At 59.0% G+C, this 16,307-nt stretch carries 11 protein-coding genes and 3 pseudogenes; 8 read left to right on the top strand and 6 right to left on the bottom strand.

The annotated features are described in order from the left end of the window. Positions 1–66: 66 nt before the first annotated feature. The 3 genes from Q9316_RS12470 to Q9316_RS12480 form a co-directional block, all read right to left on the bottom strand. A complete protein-coding gene (locus Q9316_RS12470; RefSeq protein WP_306031932.1) occupies positions 67–1,407 on the bottom strand; it encodes an N-acetyl sugar amidotransferase in 1,341 nt (446 codons plus the stop codon). Positions 1,408–1,988: 581 nt separating this feature from the next. Continuing rightward, positions 1,989–4,526, bottom strand: a complete 2,538-nt coding sequence (locus Q9316_RS12475; protein ID WP_306031933.1) for a hypothetical protein — start codon at positions 4,524–4,526, stop codon at positions 1,989–1,991. A 472-nt stretch (positions 4,527–4,998) separates the two neighbouring features. Beyond that, entirely contained in the window at positions 4,999–6,414 is a 1,416-nt protein-coding gene (locus tag Q9316_RS12480) for a surface carbohydrate biosynthesis protein (protein ID WP_306031934.1), read from the bottom strand. Between the two features lie 510 nt (positions 6,415–6,924). Between Q9316_RS12480 and Q9316_RS12485 the strand changes: the two are divergent. Next, positions 6,925–7,194: pseudogene (locus Q9316_RS12485) on the top strand (DDE-type integrase/transposase/recombinase); the annotation flags it as partial. 7 nt (positions 7,195–7,201) lie between these two features. On the opposite strand, the gene Q9316_RS12490 reads toward Q9316_RS12485, so the two are convergent. Together Q9316_RS12490 and Q9316_RS12495 are read right to left on the bottom strand one after the other, a co-directional pair. After that, positions 7,202–7,927: a CDP-alcohol phosphatidyltransferase family protein gene (locus Q9316_RS12490; RefSeq protein WP_306031936.1), complete on the bottom strand. Its 726-nt coding sequence runs from the start codon at positions 7,925–7,927 to the stop codon at positions 7,202–7,204. A gap of 15 nt (positions 7,928–7,942) precedes the next feature. Continuing rightward, a complete protein-coding gene (locus tag Q9316_RS12495; RefSeq protein WP_306031937.1) occupies positions 7,943–8,563 on the bottom strand; it encodes a class I SAM-dependent methyltransferase in 621 nt (206 codons plus the stop codon). Between the two features lie 946 nt (positions 8,564–9,509). Here Q9316_RS12495 and Q9316_RS12500 point away from each other — a divergent pair. From Q9316_RS12500 to istB, 4 genes and pseudogenes are all read left to right on the top strand, one after another. Then, positions 9,510–9,638 (top strand): annotated as a pseudogene (locus Q9316_RS12500) (transposase); the annotation flags it as partial. Continuing rightward, positions 9,620–9,771: pseudogene (locus Q9316_RS25680) on the top strand (IS3 family transposase); the annotation flags it as partial. The pseudogenes Q9316_RS12500 and Q9316_RS25680, both read left to right, overlap by 19 nt. Positions 9,772–10,197: 426 nt before the next feature. Then, positions 10,198–11,724 (top strand): IS21 family transposase, encoded by a 1,527-nt coding sequence (gene istA / locus Q9316_RS12505; protein ID WP_306035252.1) that lies wholly within the window; start codon positions 10,198–10,200, stop codon positions 11,722–11,724. Beyond that, complete coding sequence (istB, locus tag Q9316_RS12510) at positions 11,714–12,526, top strand: IS21-like element helper ATPase IstB (protein ID WP_306031938.1); 813 nt, start codon at positions 11,714–11,716, stop codon at positions 12,524–12,526. Before istA ends, istB begins: the two co-directional genes overlap by 11 nt. Positions 12,527–12,575: 49 nt before the next feature. Here istB and Q9316_RS12515 read toward each other — a convergent pair whose 3' ends face one another. Further along, the gene (locus Q9316_RS12515) at positions 12,576–13,184 is read right to left on the bottom strand and encodes a ParB/Srx family N-terminal domain-containing protein (protein ID WP_306031939.1); all 609 of its coding nucleotides are present in this window, start codon (positions 13,182–13,184) and stop codon (positions 12,576–12,578) included. A 435-nt stretch (positions 13,185–13,619) separates the two neighbouring features. On the opposite strand from Q9316_RS12515, the gene Q9316_RS12520 reads away from it, so the two are divergent. From Q9316_RS12520 to Q9316_RS12530, 3 genes are read left to right on the top strand one after another with little or no spacing between them, the layout of a single operon-like run. Further along, entirely contained in the window at positions 13,620–14,027 is a 408-nt protein-coding gene (locus Q9316_RS12520; protein WP_306031940.1) for a DUF3489 domain-containing protein, read from the top strand. Positions 14,028–14,029: 2 nt separating this feature from the next. Further along, the gene (locus Q9316_RS12525) at positions 14,030–14,530 is read left to right on the top strand and encodes a DUF2924 domain-containing protein (RefSeq protein WP_306031941.1); all 501 of its coding nucleotides are present in this window, start codon (positions 14,030–14,032) and stop codon (positions 14,528–14,530) included. After that, positions 14,527–16,197 (top strand): recombinase family protein, encoded by a 1,671-nt coding sequence (locus Q9316_RS12530; protein WP_306031942.1) that lies wholly within the window; start codon positions 14,527–14,529, stop codon positions 16,195–16,197. Before Q9316_RS12525 ends, Q9316_RS12530 begins: the two co-directional genes overlap by 4 nt. The last annotated feature ends 110 nt before the right edge of the window (positions 16,198–16,307 follow it).

Here is a 16,307-nt window from a genome sequence, read left to right on the forward strand (position 1 = left end):
TTCAAGTTGCCGTATCAAGGGCATCGACCATAAAGCTCTTCGCGTGGTCGGCGATCCGGACGTTCTTCACAGAGCAGCCTCGGCGTCGGCGGCTTCTTGCCAGACCGCATGGCGCAGCTGCCAGCGGTTGCCCTCCCACTTCCAGAGGTGGGGGCTGCGGAACGTGTCGGCAAGCGTGTCGAAATAGTCTCGCGTCAGAATAGGCTCCTCGAACATTCGACTGGCTTCCGGGAATTCTTCCGGCGGAATGCTGAGATAGCGGAAGATCTCTTCGGCAAAACGTTCCGGCCATTCATGGTCGAAACGCTTGACCAGCGCCACGCCTTCTTCGCGCGTGATGTCGCCGGAGCGGATTTCCTGCGCCGCATCGTAGCTCGCCCGACCGAGGCCGAACTTGATGCCGGTTGTGTAGTAGTGGAAGTCGTCGATCCGGTCGTCGATGCTGTTGTACTTGCTGTAGGTGCCGGGCGTCCTTTCCGGCGAGGCCTGGAAGCCGCCATGCTCGACGGCGTAGTAGTAGCAGCTCTGCGGGTGCCATTTGAGATAGTAGCCGAGATAGTGGACCTCGACGCCCTGGGCCTCGATCTCCGACGGATTGGCCGGCAGGTAGGGCAGGAGATCCTGCTGCTCGACGCCGAAATGCGCCTTGAGATCGGGGATGGGCACGCCGCCGAGGCTCACCTTCGACTGGTCGTCGGAGGTGAAGTAGGACCAGTCGCGCTTGGCCGTTTCGGTATCGCCGATAGGGTTGCCGTATTCGGCCTCGTTCTCGCCGAAGAAGACGAGCGGGATCTTGTGCAGCAGCGCCATTTTCGGCGCCAGCGCCTTCTGGCCGAACATGAAGGCCTGGAAGGGGTGGAAAAGGTTGTCGACTGCAAGGCGCGTCAGGAGCCGGTGCACGCGGCCGTTCGGCGTCGAAAGCAGATTGTCGTGGCCGGCATGGATCCAGCTCTGGAAATTCCGCCAGCCCCATTCCGTGTAGACATGCGGCGCCCAGGTCACGGTCAGCGGATGCATGCCGTATTTGGTCTTCAGGATATGGGAGGCATAGAAGCTGTCCTTGCCGCCCGAACCCGGCACGATGCAGTCATAGTTGCCGTTGCGGCTGCGGAACGTATCGCACAGGGCGACGAGCCGCCGTTCGCGCTCTTCCCACTCGATCCCGGCCTGCTTCTTTTCCGCGAAGCGGCAGGCGTCGCATACGCCCTCTTCGTCGAAGGCGATCGTCGCCTTCTTGCTTTCCTTGGTGTGCTTGTACTCCACCGCAGAATTGGGGCGCTGGTTCGAGATCACGCAGCGAACGCAGAACTTGACCTTCGAGGGCAAACCGTACTTGGTTTCGTGCGCATGTGCGTCGCCCGAAAAGAGAGACTTGTCGATACGGGCCGGGGCCGGAATTCGATTCATGCTTGTCACTCCATTCTCATCTCGGCCAATCACTTCGCGGGCCGCAGGCAATATCTCTTGAGCAGGCCCCAATCGATTTCCGGCGGGCCTCACAAGACATGACCAGGCAATCCATGCGTAACCACCGACGACGACGGCAGCGCGAAGAATGTCGAACCACAGCACAAAATTGTCATAGTATCTCTTGCTACCGGTTCAGACTTCGATCTGTCAATTAGAACCATGGATGGGGCGATCGAGGTATTGCTGACGAGGTCGTGCTAATCGTCCCTCTGCGCAACATGGATCAAACGGCGGGTCAACCTGCGGTCGGAAATAATGGGGCGGGAAGCGGGAAAAGAAGGCACTGCGGCGCGCGCCTGCATGAAGGAAAAAGAACGTCCGCAAGTACGTTCCAGCGTCTTCTGCCGCGCTATTGCCGGCCCGTATTCGCCTGCCGAACCGCGTCGGCCCGTCAGAAGGCTCGTCCTCGATGATCGGCATCGTCTATCGATATAGCTTACACCTTAACCGTACGGATAACTTCTCACACGTAAGCCATCGTTTTACAGCCAGCGGTGGGAGTGAAGATGTTAAGAGTCTTAACGGCACTCGAGTCCGACCAAAAATGTTTCTCCCACCAGAGCCCCGTTGGGGTATTTCTGCTTGAGCTCGGCCACTAGACCGTTCGGCAGCATTCTGCGCACCGGGAAGTAGTTCAGTCCTCCCCGGTTCGTGAGCCAGTCGACCGTCGACCCGTTGACCAGAATTATGAACTGTGGACGAATGTCGTCCCCTGCCTGTGCCTGCGGTTCGAGATGGTGAGCGATCGAAGCCTTCGCCTCCTTACGCTGGCGGGCAGCAACTATCGGGTCATAGGTCGGCACGAGGCGGTTGTTGTATCCTAGTGACGTCAAGATGGTGACTCCGTCGGCCGCGGGCGACAACAGGCGAATACTACCGTAATTGTAGAGCCCCGACGCGTCGCTATTAGCGATCTGCACAAGCCTATGGCAGGTCTGTGCGAGCGGCGACGGGGAAAGCGCCGTGGTGAGCACCGCCATCAGTTGGCGACGTGCATCGCTCGACAGGGTGTCCAGATTGGAGCTGGATACCAGCGGATAGAGCCCGGTGCGCGAGCGCATTATCGTCATCGTCTTAGGGTCGGAGACGAGAACTCCCCTCTCTTTGGACAGTGCGAGGACCCTGCGTGCCGTGTCGAGATCGGTTCGGTCATAGGCGGCGAGGGCCCCGTTTGCTGGCGGCGGCTGGTTGTGGAAGGCATAGGACTTAAAATAACTACGCGACACGGCGAATTCCATCGCTACCGCCGCGGTTACCGCGAGGATCAGAGGCAGACTTCGCATGCGACCCCAGACGAGCGCCAGAACTACCGCGAGAACCCCGACACATGCCATGGCGAGCAGTACCGGCAGCGCCCGCCACAGGTAAGGTTCCGCCCGTTCGCTCAGAAGGAGGAAGGGCAGCGCCATCACCACCAGCATATAAGAAAGTGCCGAAAGCGACAGCCGACTATAGCTGTTGAACATCGTTGAGGCATTGCAGACAAGGATGGCAAGCGTCGCGGACGCGAGAAGCGTGATGAGGAACGCCGCCCGATGAATAAAGGGAAAGCCAGTAAGGATCAGTAAAATGAAGCCAAAGAACAGCAGAGTGATGTCGGCAAAAAGGTGGATCTCGCGCGCGTTTTCCAAACGACTCGGCCCTGATCCCAGTCGCCTAGCGGATAGCGACAGCATGCCGAACACGCCAATCAGCATCAGCAACACTGCGAGCGGTGAGACGGTGCGCGCTGCCTCAAACAGGGCGACCCGCGCCCCGACGCCCGGGGCAAGGTCACCATCGAGGGCGACATTGGCGAGGCTCTTACCCGTGATCGGGGTCAGCACCAGATCGAACAGGCTCCACAGGCCAAAAATATCGCCTTCTCCGCGGCTGAATACGAGAATTTTCACACACATCGCCGTCAGCAGGCTCAGCACCCCGATAGTTGCCAGCACCACCCCTCGGCTGACGACGCTGGGGCAGTAGTGGCGGCGAACGATACAAAGCAACGACAGACCACAGGAGAGTGCCACCACCAACGCGACAAAGAGGAGCGCACCACGGTGGAACAGCAAGGCAATGGCCGTGAGCACTAACACAGGCCAGATCTGCGCGACAAGCGGACGTCGTGTCAGATTGCCGACCAGCACGAGGGCAATCACGAGAAAGCTCGCCGCTCCGCTTGGCAGCTTCGTCAAGGCGACGCCGATCAGCAGCGCGGGGACCACGGTCAGAAGCTCCACGGCGCTGGCAGTGCCGGACATCATTCGGTCGCGTCGCGGCAGCAACACCGAGAGCAGCAGGATCGCTACCATCTCGGCCATTGAGCCATTGGTAGGATTGGACAGGGCGAACTGCGCCAACGCGATCGCCAACGCGATCAAGGTCGTGCGCCGGTTCGGCAGTAGACGTTCAATCAGACAGAGCAGCGTTGCGATCTGAATCGGCGCCATCGCCACCGGCCACACCCATTCCGCATCCAACGGATCGGCGCCCGTCAGACGCATCAACATGCCAAGGAACAGCTGCTGGAACGGGATGTAGGAGTCGGTGGCAAAGGGATTGAGAATAAAATTGCGCGCAAATTCGAAAGCGCCGCCATGGAAATGGCTGCGTTGGAACAGGTCGGTCACCGGATAGTCGGAAAAGATCGAAATGCTGTAGGCATAGCGTAACGCGACGAGAGGAAGCGAAATTGCAGCGACGACCATCAGTCGCTTGCGTTCTCCCGCCTTAAGCCGATAGGCCTCGCCGAGGCGGAGCCAGCCAATCACCGACAGTAGGTAGATCGGCGTCGCTAGCGTCAGGAAGCCGGTGCGCGCGCCGGACAGACGCTCGGACAACAAGAAGACGAGGATTATCAGTAACGTGCCGGTGAAATAGGCGATCAGCAGCGATTGCAGCTTGCTCAGCCGGTGAGGTAGGGCGCCGCGCAATCCGAAGGCCAGCGCATTGCCTACTCCGGCCGGAACGAGCAGTAGCAGCGGTGCGCTGAGGATGGTTGCCGCAAGCGAGGGCAACGACAGCACCATCGGTAGGAGCCCCATGATCATTGCGCCGAGAATCGTTTTCAACTCAACTCGCACGGTCACCCGCTCTCAATTGGGAAGGCAGCACGACGTAGGCGACCACCGGTTGGGAAAAAGTCACGATATTGTCGGGTGTCATCTGGAAGAAGCGGCTCCTCAAAGAAAGACTTCTCGATGAAGAAGTTGGCATTTCCGTGCCGACTCGCCAGACCGAGATGAAACCGCCTAGCTCCTGCACTATCACCAGCGCCTTGGTGTCGTGCAACTCATGAAAAGTTTTCTCTTGGCCAAGCAGCGGCCCAACCTTTGCGATGCCCTGAACCTCAAACTGCGTGCGGCTCTACGAGGCGCGCGCGCGAAGCCACTAAGCATGCGGCCCGCGCGCGCACAACTCTTACGCCGCTCATCATGGAAGTGGATATGAACACGGCATATCCGGTTGCGTGAAGACGCGGTTCGAGTGAAGCAAAGACGCTTAACCGGTTTTGAGTAAGCCTGACAAAAATCAGAACGGTTCTCATACGGTGAAAACCTCAATGCTGCTGAGCGGTAGCTTCGTCAACGGATTGCGCGCATGGCGGACACGCGCCGCGGGGTCGGACGAACAAGCGGCATAGTCCTGAAGCAGGGCCGCGACATCGGCTACGCCGAAGGCTTTGCCTGTGCGCGAAGGCTGGATCCGCTGCCGGAGCACATCTGCGGCGGCACTACCGGCGGCAAGCGACGACAAGCCGAGTAGCACCTGGCCAACAGAGGCATTTCTGCGACCGCCGCGCAACGCCATGGTCGCGCTTCTTCGTGCGACCGTAGACTTGGTCGCCAGCGCGCCCACTAAAAGGTCCGCCAGCCTCGCCGCCGCGAGACCGTCAGAATGATGGAACCAAGGCCGCGTCACGGCCTGGGCGGCCTCTATATCATAGGGCGAACGGTCCGGCAGCGTCTCGACGAAAGCACAAAGCTCCTCGAAATTTCCGGCTTGCAGGCTGATACTGGAAGGAAGCGGCGCATGTGACTTAATCGTTTCGGTATTCAGATACTCTATTGAGATCGGCACCTTACCACACAGTACGGCATCAACGGCGGTTCCGCAGTTGAGATGGATAACTCCATCCGACGCGGAAATGACGTTCAACACGTCGCCCGCCCCGTCGATCACGATGTTGGCGATCCCGGCAAATCGCTCGCGATAGAGCGATTCGTTTTCAAAGGGATGCGGCCTCACCAAAATCTGGCGCTTGGGAAAAGCCCGGGCAAGACTTTCAATCGTTTCGAGGTACACAGGGAAGACCCGTTCGAGATCGGCGAAGATCCTCTTAACGTATTCTTCGGTCCATCCGAGCGAGCGGAAGATTGCGCGCTCCTCAGAAGCGGAGCGGGTGTAGCGCGGATTGATCGCCGAGAAGTTTGTGTTAACGAGGATGAAATCGCGCCGCGTATGGCGCAGCATCGATCTCCACGGCTCGACGCAGAGATCATAGCGCGGACAGCCTGTGAGCCACAACTTTTCCGGAGGAATCCCGGAATGACGAACAAAGGCGTGATGCACATTCTCTCCCCAGAAGGCATAGTGATCGATAAGCGCGGATAGGCCCGAACGGCATATCGAGGCCGCCCAGGTATCCGGCGCATCATGCCCTTTGCTAGAGAGAATTCCGCCTTCCGTATCAAGCACCGCCACACCGTATCCGGCGCTACGATAAGTCTCGAGAAGCGGCCGATTGCTTTCCCGGGCGTAATTCACGACGACCAAATCCGGCGCGATGAGCGGGATGTCGTAGCCCTGCTGGTACATGGGCACCACAACGGCTGCCACGCCCCGCAACGCGAGCTGATGGGCGAGAAGAACGAGCCCGCGAAGATCACGACGCGGGTTGTCGACCACAATGGCGATCTTGCCGGGATGCGATGAGGATGACACAATCTTCTCCGTCATTGGGGTGCTTCGGGCATTTTCGGCCTTGGCGGCGGAACGCCTTCCAGCCTTGAGGATCGACAAAAGCTGCGGCCATGCCAGCCGTTGCGATGGTCATCACGGATCCCTTCCATACGAGCGACACCCATAGCGTTTCGAATCCGATCCGGTCACAAAGAATGACGGCACCTAGGGCAATCGTCCACAAGCAAAGAATGCGAACCACAGGAATCGAGTGCGGATAGGCCTGGTGCGCCAGAAAACACTGCAACGCGGCGCGCACGCTGACTGTGATCACTACCGCAATGCTGCCCCCCCCCGCGATCCCGTATTGGGCACGAGCACGGCAAGCGCCCCAGTGACACCGCCACATGCACAATCGAGCTCCTAATCCACAAACCGTTCTTTTCGGCAACATCAAGCCCGCGTCCGAACGATGCGATGAGCACTTGGAGATAGGCGGCGAGAACCAGCCACGAAATGAACGGAATTGCGGCACAGATTTTCGTCGCCGATAAGCCCCAGGATATCAAACATCTCCAGCTAGGCATCGAAAGCGACCACTTTCGAGTGAAGAAGAACATGCCGAAAATCGGCGGCTTCTAATCTTTCAGCACGGCACGCCGGACGATCGCCGGCTTCAAAGCGATGCTCTGGCTGCGGAAAGGCTTTGGCTTTTCCGGCAATTGGAGCGTCAACGATCAGAATGATCTGCTCGCGGGCCTCTCCGCACAAGTCAACAAAGCATGGAAATCCTGCCGATCGCAGGGTAATTTCAGCCTATTGAAAGGTTTGCGATAGTCCCTTCTCACTGCTTGTAGAGGATCCTTAGGCCATGAATAAGTTCGACGACGGTCAGGAATCCGAAAAACAGCGCGTAAAGTAGATTGTAAAGCGATCCAAGATTCAGCAGCACAGCGAGGATGAGAAACAACGGCATACCCGAAACAATGGCAAGTAGTCCGCGCTTCGCAAACTTGAACCGACTACTACGGCCGGACGAAGCCGCTGGCTGTTCAGCGGTGGACTCCAGCGATCCGCGCACGAACGTCAGTCGGATCTGCACATAGCAGCGGAACAGGAATACGAAGGACACGATGACGCCGATAAGCACGTCCACCGACGGATCAAAAAATCCTTGTCCCGACACCGACATGCCGTGCGCGAGAGCGAAGAAGATCAGGAAAGTAAGCGAATCAACCAGGCCGTCGATCATCTTACCGAAGGCACTAAACGACTTTGTGAACCTTGCTATATTGCCGTCGATAAAGTCGATCACATAAGCCGCTAGATAAAGCAGCGCACCCGTCATCAACCAGCCGGAATAAAGGGCAAAGACACCGGCAAGCAACATGGCGCAACCGATGGAGGTTACCTGGTTCGCAGTAAGGCCGGCCTTGATGCACAGCGCGGTGGGATAGAAGGAAGACCAGCGATATACAGGAAAAAAGACGTAATCACTGTCGAATTCCTGCTTTTTGCTGCCCCGGTATTCAGCGATGATTTGGGCAGCGAGCGCGACGGCTGACGTCATGGGTGAATCTCCGGCTTAGGACAGGACGGCAATGACGCGCGTCACGCTCGGGTCTTCCTCGAAATACTTGGCGTACCCCTTCCCCGACACCTCATATGCTACCTTGAAGCCGCGGCGTTCGATGGCATGACGAAAATATTCGGGCGTCTGATAGCGGCGGTAGTGCTCGCCAAACACTTTCTTGGTGTTTTCGTCATCTGCGTTGCGGAATTCGAAGTAGGCGGCGGCTAGATTCTGCCGCAGGGCATCCATGCCGTCGAGCATGGCCTCTTGCTCTTCCTCCGAGATTGAATGCTGAAAGAAGCGCGAGTAGATGTAGAATTTCCCGCCAGACGAGAATTCCCTTAGCGGTGCCAAGTCCAGTTCCGACACATCTCCGCGCAGATAGTTCAGCGATTTTCCAATGGCGTCTCCGGCACGGTGGGAGCAATAGTCGATCGCACTCTGGGCGGCATCCACACCAAGGACGCGGAAGCCGTGACTTGCCATAACGCGGGAATCGCGACCATTGCCGCAACCGAACTCGATCACGCTGGCTCCCTTTTCCGCCTCTTGGCAAAACATCGCGCAGAACTGGCTCGGTATATCGAGTGTAAAGTTGCCGGAGTAAAAAGCGTTCCAGTAATCGGTTTTCATATCGGAGTACCATTCGATGTTTCGAGAGGCGTAGCGAAAAGCCTCTTGCGATTGGCTACTCGCTTCTTTTCGAGCCTCGTTGGTAGAGAATAGTGCCGCCCGATCCATCTCGGTGGGCGGCCCCCGCCAAACCCTTGGATTAGCGAGCGTAGGCGTGCGGCAGATAAGCGTAAATTACAAGATTGTCTATAACGCTTGTAGGGTCAAATCTCAGTGGCAATCAACAGCGTGGCACGTCTTGGTGCCAGCGGGCTAGCTTTTTCGTCTATTCTCGTGACCGTCCGGCTATTCACTCGGCGTCGCTGAATTGAAGGACGATGCGGAACTGGCCTAACGATAGCATCGCCATCGGCAACGAAAGCACACCACAAAACAAGTCATCCTCCTCGGTGTGACGTGCTTCTTCAAGTGTCGTCCCCTGCCCTGTTATATTGCTAGCCGGTCCCGGATTGCGCGGTCGCACACCCGTTCCAGAAACTCCTCCGCAGCAATACCCAGTGGACGGCCTGCTCACCGGAGGCTTTTAACTGTACGCAATCACCCTCGCGCAAGCGCAATGCAGTACTGTGATTCTGTCGGTGGAGGCGGGCATGGACATGCATGAACATTACAAACAGCTGATTTACTTGGTCGCCGCGACCGCGATCCTGCTGTTTATCCTGGGAATCCCATCGCTCCTTCTGCTGTTTTGAGTGTTTTCTAGGGTTAGGGGACGAGTCACGGTCGCGCGCCCATCTGTTGCGGTGTTGAAGGGAATGGAGGGAACAACGCGCATCGACCCCGCGCGTTCAGCCTTGAGAGCTGTTGGTTCTCCTGCGTATTCAACAGCTTGAATGTAGAACTTTGCCCTCGCGCGGAGCGGAATTGCTCTGATTCACAAAAACTGGATCGTTCATAACCGGAGTTTTCCGCGTTAAATTCTCGGCTGGGAACAGGAGCGGAAGCGATGAATGCATCGAAGTTTTCGGAGGTCCAGAAAGCGTTCATTCTGAAGCAAGGCGACGACGGAGTGCCGGTGGCAGAGATTTCCCGCAAGGCGGGGATCAGCCAGGCGACGACGATCGGCAGGAAGCGGTCGGGTCGAACGACGTCTGGGCAATGGACTTGTTCACGACCAGCTCGCGACCGGCAATAAGCTGCGCATCCTGACAGTGGTCGACACGCACTCGCGATACTGCCCGGCCGCCGACGCACTCTTCACTTATCGGCGAGGACGTGGCCCCTCGACAGACAACCAAGATGGATTCATGCGCGGACTGACGGCAGCTTTGCCTCCGCGGCGCGACTTGACTATGGGATAAAGGACGTAATCCGTGCACGAGGTCTTGGCACTCGCGTCGTTCTACTGGAGACTCGTGTTCCGTTGCCGCCCGCCCTCGGCAAGGTCACGCTCTAAATTGTCCGAGACTGAATCAGGAGGTTCAACGCAGTGCGTTCTTCGACATCTGATAATTGATTGATTGATTGAGTGACCGACCGGTCGATAAGGTCGTGCGACGCGTCGTGTCGTGGCGTTTACCGGTGTTGATTGCCACTGAGAACTGACCCGGCATAGCCCGATATTTCCATTGAGAATTGACCCATGTTTCAACCGTCCCTCGCGAGTTTTCAGCGGGGGCTGTGGAGTGATCGACATGGCGTTACTGAGCGTGATCCGGCGCTGGCATCTTCGAGAGCATCTATCGATCCGAGAGATATGTCGCCGGACTGGCCTTTCGCGGAACACGGTCCGCAAATACCTGCGCCTTGATGGCGGGGAGCCGAAGTTTAAGGTGCCGGAGCGACCGAGCAAGCTCGATCCGTTTGCAGATCGGCTGTCGGCATGGATGAAGACGGAATCGAAGAAGGGCCGCAAGCAGAAGCGGACGATCAAGCAACTGCATGCCGATCTGGTCGGCCTCGGTTATGAGGGCTCTTATAATCGGGTTGCAGCCTTTGCCCGAGAGTGGAAGGCGGACAGGCAGAGGGAACTTCAGACCACAGGACGCGGCACGTTCGTGCCTCTGGCCTTCGAACCGGGCGAAGCGTTCCAATTCGATTGGTCGGAGGACTGGGCCATCATCGGCAATGAGCGCACCAAGCTGCAGGTCGCGCATACGAAGCTGAGCTACAGCCGCGCCTTCATCGTGAGAGCCTATCTCCTCCAGACGCACGAGATGCTGTTCGATGCCCACAACCATGCCTTCCGCGTCTTTGGCGGCATTCCTGGCCGTGGCATCTACGACAATATGCGCACGGCGATCGACAAGGTTGGTCGCGGGAAGGATCGCGACGTCAACGTGCGCTTCATGGCGATGGCCAGTCACTATGTGTTCGAACCCGAGTTCTGCAATCCGGCGTCCGGTTGGGAGAAAGGACAGGTCGAGAAGAACGTTCAGGATGCCCGTCATCGTCTCTGGCAGCCCACGCCGCGCTTTCCGTCGCTGGAAGCGTTGAACGTCTGGCTGGAGCAGCGCTGCAAGGAATTGTGGGCGAATACCCCGCACGGACAGATGCGCGGCACCATCGCCGACATCTGGGCTGAGGAGGCTTTGGCATTGATGCCTGTCTCCCGGCCGTTCGATGGCTTCGTCGAGTATACCAAGCGCGTCACGCCGACCTGCCTCGTTCATCTGGAGCGCAATCGCTACAGCGTTCCTGCCTCCTTCGCCAATCGGCCGGTGAGCCTGCGGGTCTATCCGGATCGTGTCGTTGTCGCCGCGGAGGGCCAGATCGTCTGCGAGCATCGCCGGGTCATCGATCGCTCTCATGACCGACCGGGACAGACCATCTACGACTGGCGGCATTATCTGGCGGTGGTGCAACGCAAGCCGGGCGCTCTTCGCAATGGTGCACCCTTTGCCGAACTGCCCGATGCGTTCCGAGCCTTGCAGCAGTACCTCCTGAAGAAGCCGGGTGGTGACCGCGAGATGGTCGATATCCTGGCCCTTGTTCTCCAGCACGACGAACAGGCCGTGCTATCGGCGGTCGACATGGCGCTGAAGTCCGGCGTCCCCACGAAGACGCACGTGCTGAACCTGCTGCATCGCCTCGTCGACGGCAAATCCTTCACACCACCGACCATCGACGCGCCTCAGGCCCTGACGCTCACCAACGAGCCGAAGGCCAATGTCGAACGCTACGATGCGCTCAGAAAGACGGAGGCTCGCCATGCGTCATAATCCAGCAAGTGGCGCTGTCGTCATCATGTTGCGGCAACTGAAGATGCACGGCATGGCCCAGGCCGTCGGCGAACTCACCGAACAGGGATCGCCAGCGTTTGAGGCCGCCATCCCGATCCTGTCGCAGCTTCTCAAGGCCGAGACGGCGGAACGCGAAGTTCGATCGACCGCCTACCAGCTCAAGACGGCACGCTTTCCAGCCTATCGTGACCTGAACGGCTTCGACTTCGCCAGCAGCGAGGTCAACGAGGCGCTGGTGCGTCAGCTTCATCGCTGCGACTTCCTCGGCGACGCCAACAACATCGTCCTCGTCGGCGGTCCCGGCACGGGCAAGACGCATATCGCCACAGCGATCGGTGTCCAGGCTATCGAGCATCATCACAAGCGGGTTCGGTTCTTCTCGACCGTGGAGCTGGTCAACGCGCTCGAGCAAGAAAAGGCACAAGGGCGTTCCGGCCAGATCGCCAACCGCCTGGCACACTCCGATCTCGTCATCCTCGACGAACTCGGTTACCTGCCGTTCAGCGCTTCAGGCGGGGCGCTGCTCTTCCATCTGTTAAGCAAGCTCTACGAGCACACGAGCGTCATCATCACGACCAACCTGAGCTTCAGCGAATGGGCCAGCGTCTTCGGCGATGCCAAGATGACCACCGCGCTGCTCGACCGCTTGACCCACCATTGCCACATCCTCGAAACCGGAAACGACAGCTTCCGCTTCAAGAATAGTTCGGCTCATGAGCCCAAAATGACGAAGGAGAAAAGGAAGAGCTTGACCGCAACCATCGACCCGAACGACATCTAATAAACGGGTCAATTCTCGGTGGAAATGCCGGGTCAGTTCTCAGTGGCAATCAACAGTCCCCCAAACGCGAGACCGGCGGACCGTACTGTTCCTCCGGCAGAGTGTCTGCCGGATCGGGCTTGTCATTGGCTTCGCCCTTGGCCTCTGCGATCAACAGATCGATCGTCGGCGCATCGAAGCCGATCGCATCCATGTTGAACTCGATCGAGATGAGGTCGGTAAGTTCGATGCTGAGCTCCGGCAAATCCCAGCCCGCGAGTTCGGCGATGCGGTTGTCGGCGATCTTATAGGCCCGTTTCTCCTCCCCGGTCAGATGATCGACGCGCACGGCCGGCAGGCTGGCAATGCCGAGGCGCCGGGCGGCTTCCACACGGGCATCCCCGGCGAGCACGGCATTGTGCTCATCGGTTACGATCGGGTTGAGAAAGCCGAACGTGTTGAAGGACCCCATGATCGTCGTGATCTGGCGTTCGTCGTGCGTGCGAGTGCGCCGGGGATGTTCCTTCAGCGTGTCGAGCGCAATCATGGTGACGCGATCGACGATGGTTTTGTTGAATGCCGCAATGTCCGACGGCAGCGAAGCATGCCTACCGATTGCGGCTTTGGGCTTGGTCTTGCTCTTCAGGGATTTGAGGAGCGGGTCGTTCGTCTTGGGCATAAGGCACTCCAATAGCGTTGCGGCGGCGGACATGGTCCGACCGTCGCCGGCAGAAGCCGGGTGATTATCTGGGGGCGTCAGTGCCTTTTGGCGCCGTAGTAAACGTCATCGACGTTAGGAACGGACAAGACCCGATCGGCCGCAAGGGTTTGGACCTCACGGTTGATCATGGACTATCAGCGCCATGCGTCATTGTCAATAAACCATGTAAAAACAAATAGATGACGAACCGATCCTTTGGCAGGGCGCGCTGCCAAAGGATGTTTCCAGGCCATTGTAAATCTTTGCAATTCGACTGGACTTGGCCACCAAAGGAAGCATTGCTGTGGTCATCGAAAGCGACTGAACCCCTCGCGATCATCCGCCCGCCGCCTGCGGGCTTCAGCCAGTACGAGGGCCCGGATTGGCCGGCCTTCCGAACCCGGAGCGATGATCATGACGAAGACGAATCAGACCAGCCGCAAAGCCAAGGCAACCGAAGCCAAGGACACCACCACAACCCCGGCGGTTCTGCCAGAGACGGCCGCGGCATCGCCAACCACCATCGTGACAGCAAAGGCCCCCACGAAGGCGGACAAGGTGATCACGATGCTCCGCGCAAAAACCGGCGCGACAATTGCCGAGATCATGGCCGAGACGAACTGGCAGGCGCATTCGGTCCGCGGCTTCCTCTCGGGCACCGTGAAGAAGAAGCTCGGCCTTGCACTGGAGAGGGCGGCCGACGAGGTCGGCGTCCAGCGCTACCGTATCGTCGAGCCGGCCTGCGAGCCCCGGAGGTCGGAAAGGCGACGCAATCGCAACCGTGACGCCGCCGGCAGCGCCAACGTCGCAATGACGGCCTGATCATGGCCAGGCGTGTCACTCTAGACGACAAGGTCGCCGCCCTCGGCGACCTTTCCTATGGCGAACTCGTCGAGCGTTGGACGAAGGCTCACGGGTGCCCGCCACCGAAAGGCGTCAAACGCGGTTTGCTGGAACGATCGGCCGCTTATACGCTACAGACTAGATACCACGGCGGAATGTCGCCTTCAGGCAGAGCGGCCCTGCGCGCTGCCATAAAGCGCTACGAGGGCAACCGCCAGACTGCGGGATCGAAAGAGACGAAGGATCCGTCTGCACTTCCTCTCAAGTCCATTCCTCCCGCAGCGGCCGCCGCCCCCCTACCCCCTCGCCCAACGCTATCCCCCGGCAGCCGCCTCGTCCGCGAGTGGCATGGTAGGATTCATTCCGTCGACGTCGTCGACGCCGGGTTCCGCTTCGAAGGAAAAACCTACCGATCGCTTTCGGCGATCGCCCGGCAGATCACCGGTGCACAATGGTCAGGGCCGAGGTTCTTCGGCCTATGAGCACCCCAAAAGCAAGACTGCGTTGCGCGGTCTACACCCGCAAATCGACCGAAGAGGGCCTGGAGCAGGAGTTCAATTCGCTCGATGCACAAAGAGAGGCCTGCGCCGCCTATATTGCCTCGCAGGCGGGTGTCGGCTGGACGCTTGTACGAGACGTCTATGACGATGGCGGCGTGTCGGGCGGCACCATGGACCGTCCGGCCCTGAAGCAGCTGCTTGCCGATATCGAAGCTCTCCGCGTCGATGTGGTCGTCGTCTACAAGATCGACCGGCTCACCCGATCCCTCACGGACTTTGCCCGCATCGTCGAGGTCTTCGACAAACATGGCATCTCCTTCGTCTCCGTAACGCAGCAGTTCAACACAACGACTTCCATGGGCCGGCTCACCCTCAACGTCCTGCTCTCCTTTGCCCAGTTCGAGCGCGAGGTCACCGCCGAGCGTATCCGCGACAAGATCGCCGCCTCCAAGCGCAAGGGCATGTGGATGGGAGGTGTCGTTCCGCTCGGCTATCGGGTGGAGGAGCGCAAACTGGTGATTGAAGAGGGCGAGGCTCGTATCGTCCGGCATCTCTTCCAGCGCTACATCGACTTGCGGTCGGTTCCAAAGCTCGCCGACGAGGCCCGAACCATCGTTCTTCCGCAATCACGACAGCGCAAGCCGGGCAAGCCGTTCGGGCGCGGCAATCTCTATCATCTTCTGTCCAACCCGATCTATGCCGGAAAGATCCGCCACAAGGATGCACTCTACGAAGGGGAGCACCAACAGATCATCGCCCACGAGCTGTTCGACCAGGTCCAGGCGATGCTAGCGGATCAGGCGCAGGATCGAGCAGCGCCGAAGAACCGTGAGGGTGCCCACCTGCTGACCGGGCTGCTCTTCGACGACACCGACGATCGCATGAGCCCTACCCATGCCAACAAGAAGGGCGTGCGTTATCGGTACTACATCTCGTCAAGGCTAGTGGACCGGACACGACAAGACGATACCGGATGGCGGATTCCGGCAAGCGAGATCGAGGCGCTTGTCCTCGACCAGACGCATCGCGTCCTTCATGATCAGGCGATGCTGGCATACTGGCTGGAAGAGGCAGGCCTGACGGATAGTTTGCACAAATGCCTGGAGAATGCCAAACGCATCAGCGCCAGAAGGGACAGCGAGACCGCTGGCATGCCCCTAGGCGAGGGGCTTCGGTCTATGGTGCGGCGCATCGCACTTCATCGTGATCGCATCGAGATCGATATCGACCGGCACGGCACACTGCTCATGCTGGGCGTCAAGCCCGGGGATGGCGATCCTTTAGCCTTCCAAACTATCATCTTGCCAGTCACTCTCAGGCGCCGGGGAGCGGAGACCCGGTTGGTGATGCTCGCAGGCCAACCGATCGCGCGCCATCCTGACGAGAGCCTCGTACACCTGATCGCACGAGCCCATGCCTTCCTTGCATCGCTCACCGAAATCGCCGGTCGCAGCCTTGGCGATGTTGCCAAGCTACACGGCACCGATCTGTCGAGTGTCAGCCGCATCCTTCCATACGCCTTCCTCTCGCCGGCGCTCACCGAGGCGATCCTGACGGGCCGGCAATCCCCCACCCTCAATACACAGCGCCTGGTCCGCCTGGCCGATGTGCCGATCGATTGGTCGCAGCAGCAAGCGCTGCTCGCCTGACGCCCTCGGGCTCTCTCAAAACTACCATTATACAACCGCCGCGAGCCTCTTTTGGCATCGGATCCATCAACACGAGTGATGCTGGCAGATAGTGTTCCTGCGAAAGCAGC

The sequence above is a fragment of the Shinella zoogloeoides genome (assembly GCF_030733845.1).
GTDB classification, from domain to species: domain Bacteria; phylum Pseudomonadota; class Alphaproteobacteria; order Rhizobiales; family Rhizobiaceae; genus Shinella; species Shinella zoogloeoides_C.

What these genes read in the sequence shown, in the direction of transcription:
- Q9316_RS12530 (WP_306031942.1), top strand. Translation starts at nt 14,527, where the DNA reads ATGAGCACCCCAAAAGCAAGACTGCGTTGCGCGGTCTACACCCGCAAA.
- Q9316_RS12480 (WP_306031934.1), bottom strand. Translation starts at nt 6,414, where the DNA reads ATGACGGAGAAGATTGTGTCATCCTCATCGCATCCCGGCAAGATCGCC.
- Q9316_RS12525 (WP_306031941.1), top strand. Translation starts at nt 14,030, where the DNA reads ATGGCCAGGCGTGTCACTCTAGACGACAAGGTCGCCGCCCTCGGCGAC.
- Q9316_RS12515 (WP_306031939.1), bottom strand. Translation starts at nt 13,184, where the DNA reads ATGCCCAAGACGAACGACCCGCTCCTCAAATCCCTGAAGAGCAAGACC.
- Q9316_RS12470 (WP_306031932.1), bottom strand. Translation starts at nt 1,407, where the DNA reads ATGAATCGAATTCCGGCCCCGGCCCGTATCGACAAGTCTCTCTTTTCG.
- istB (WP_306031938.1), top strand. Translation starts at nt 11,714, where the DNA reads ATGCGTCATAATCCAGCAAGTGGCGCTGTCGTCATCATGTTGCGGCAA.
- Q9316_RS12490 (WP_306031936.1), bottom strand. Translation starts at nt 7,927, where the DNA reads ATGACGTCAGCCGTCGCGCTCGCTGCCCAAATCATCGCTGAATACCGG.
- istA (WP_306035252.1), top strand. Translation starts at nt 10,198, where the DNA reads ATGGCGTTACTGAGCGTGATCCGGCGCTGGCATCTTCGAGAGCATCTA.
- Q9316_RS12495 (WP_306031937.1), bottom strand. Translation starts at nt 8,563, where the DNA reads ATGAAAACCGATTACTGGAACGCTTTTTACTCCGGCAACTTTACACTC.
- Q9316_RS12520 (WP_306031940.1), top strand. Translation starts at nt 13,620, where the DNA reads ATGACGAAGACGAATCAGACCAGCCGCAAAGCCAAGGCAACCGAAGCC.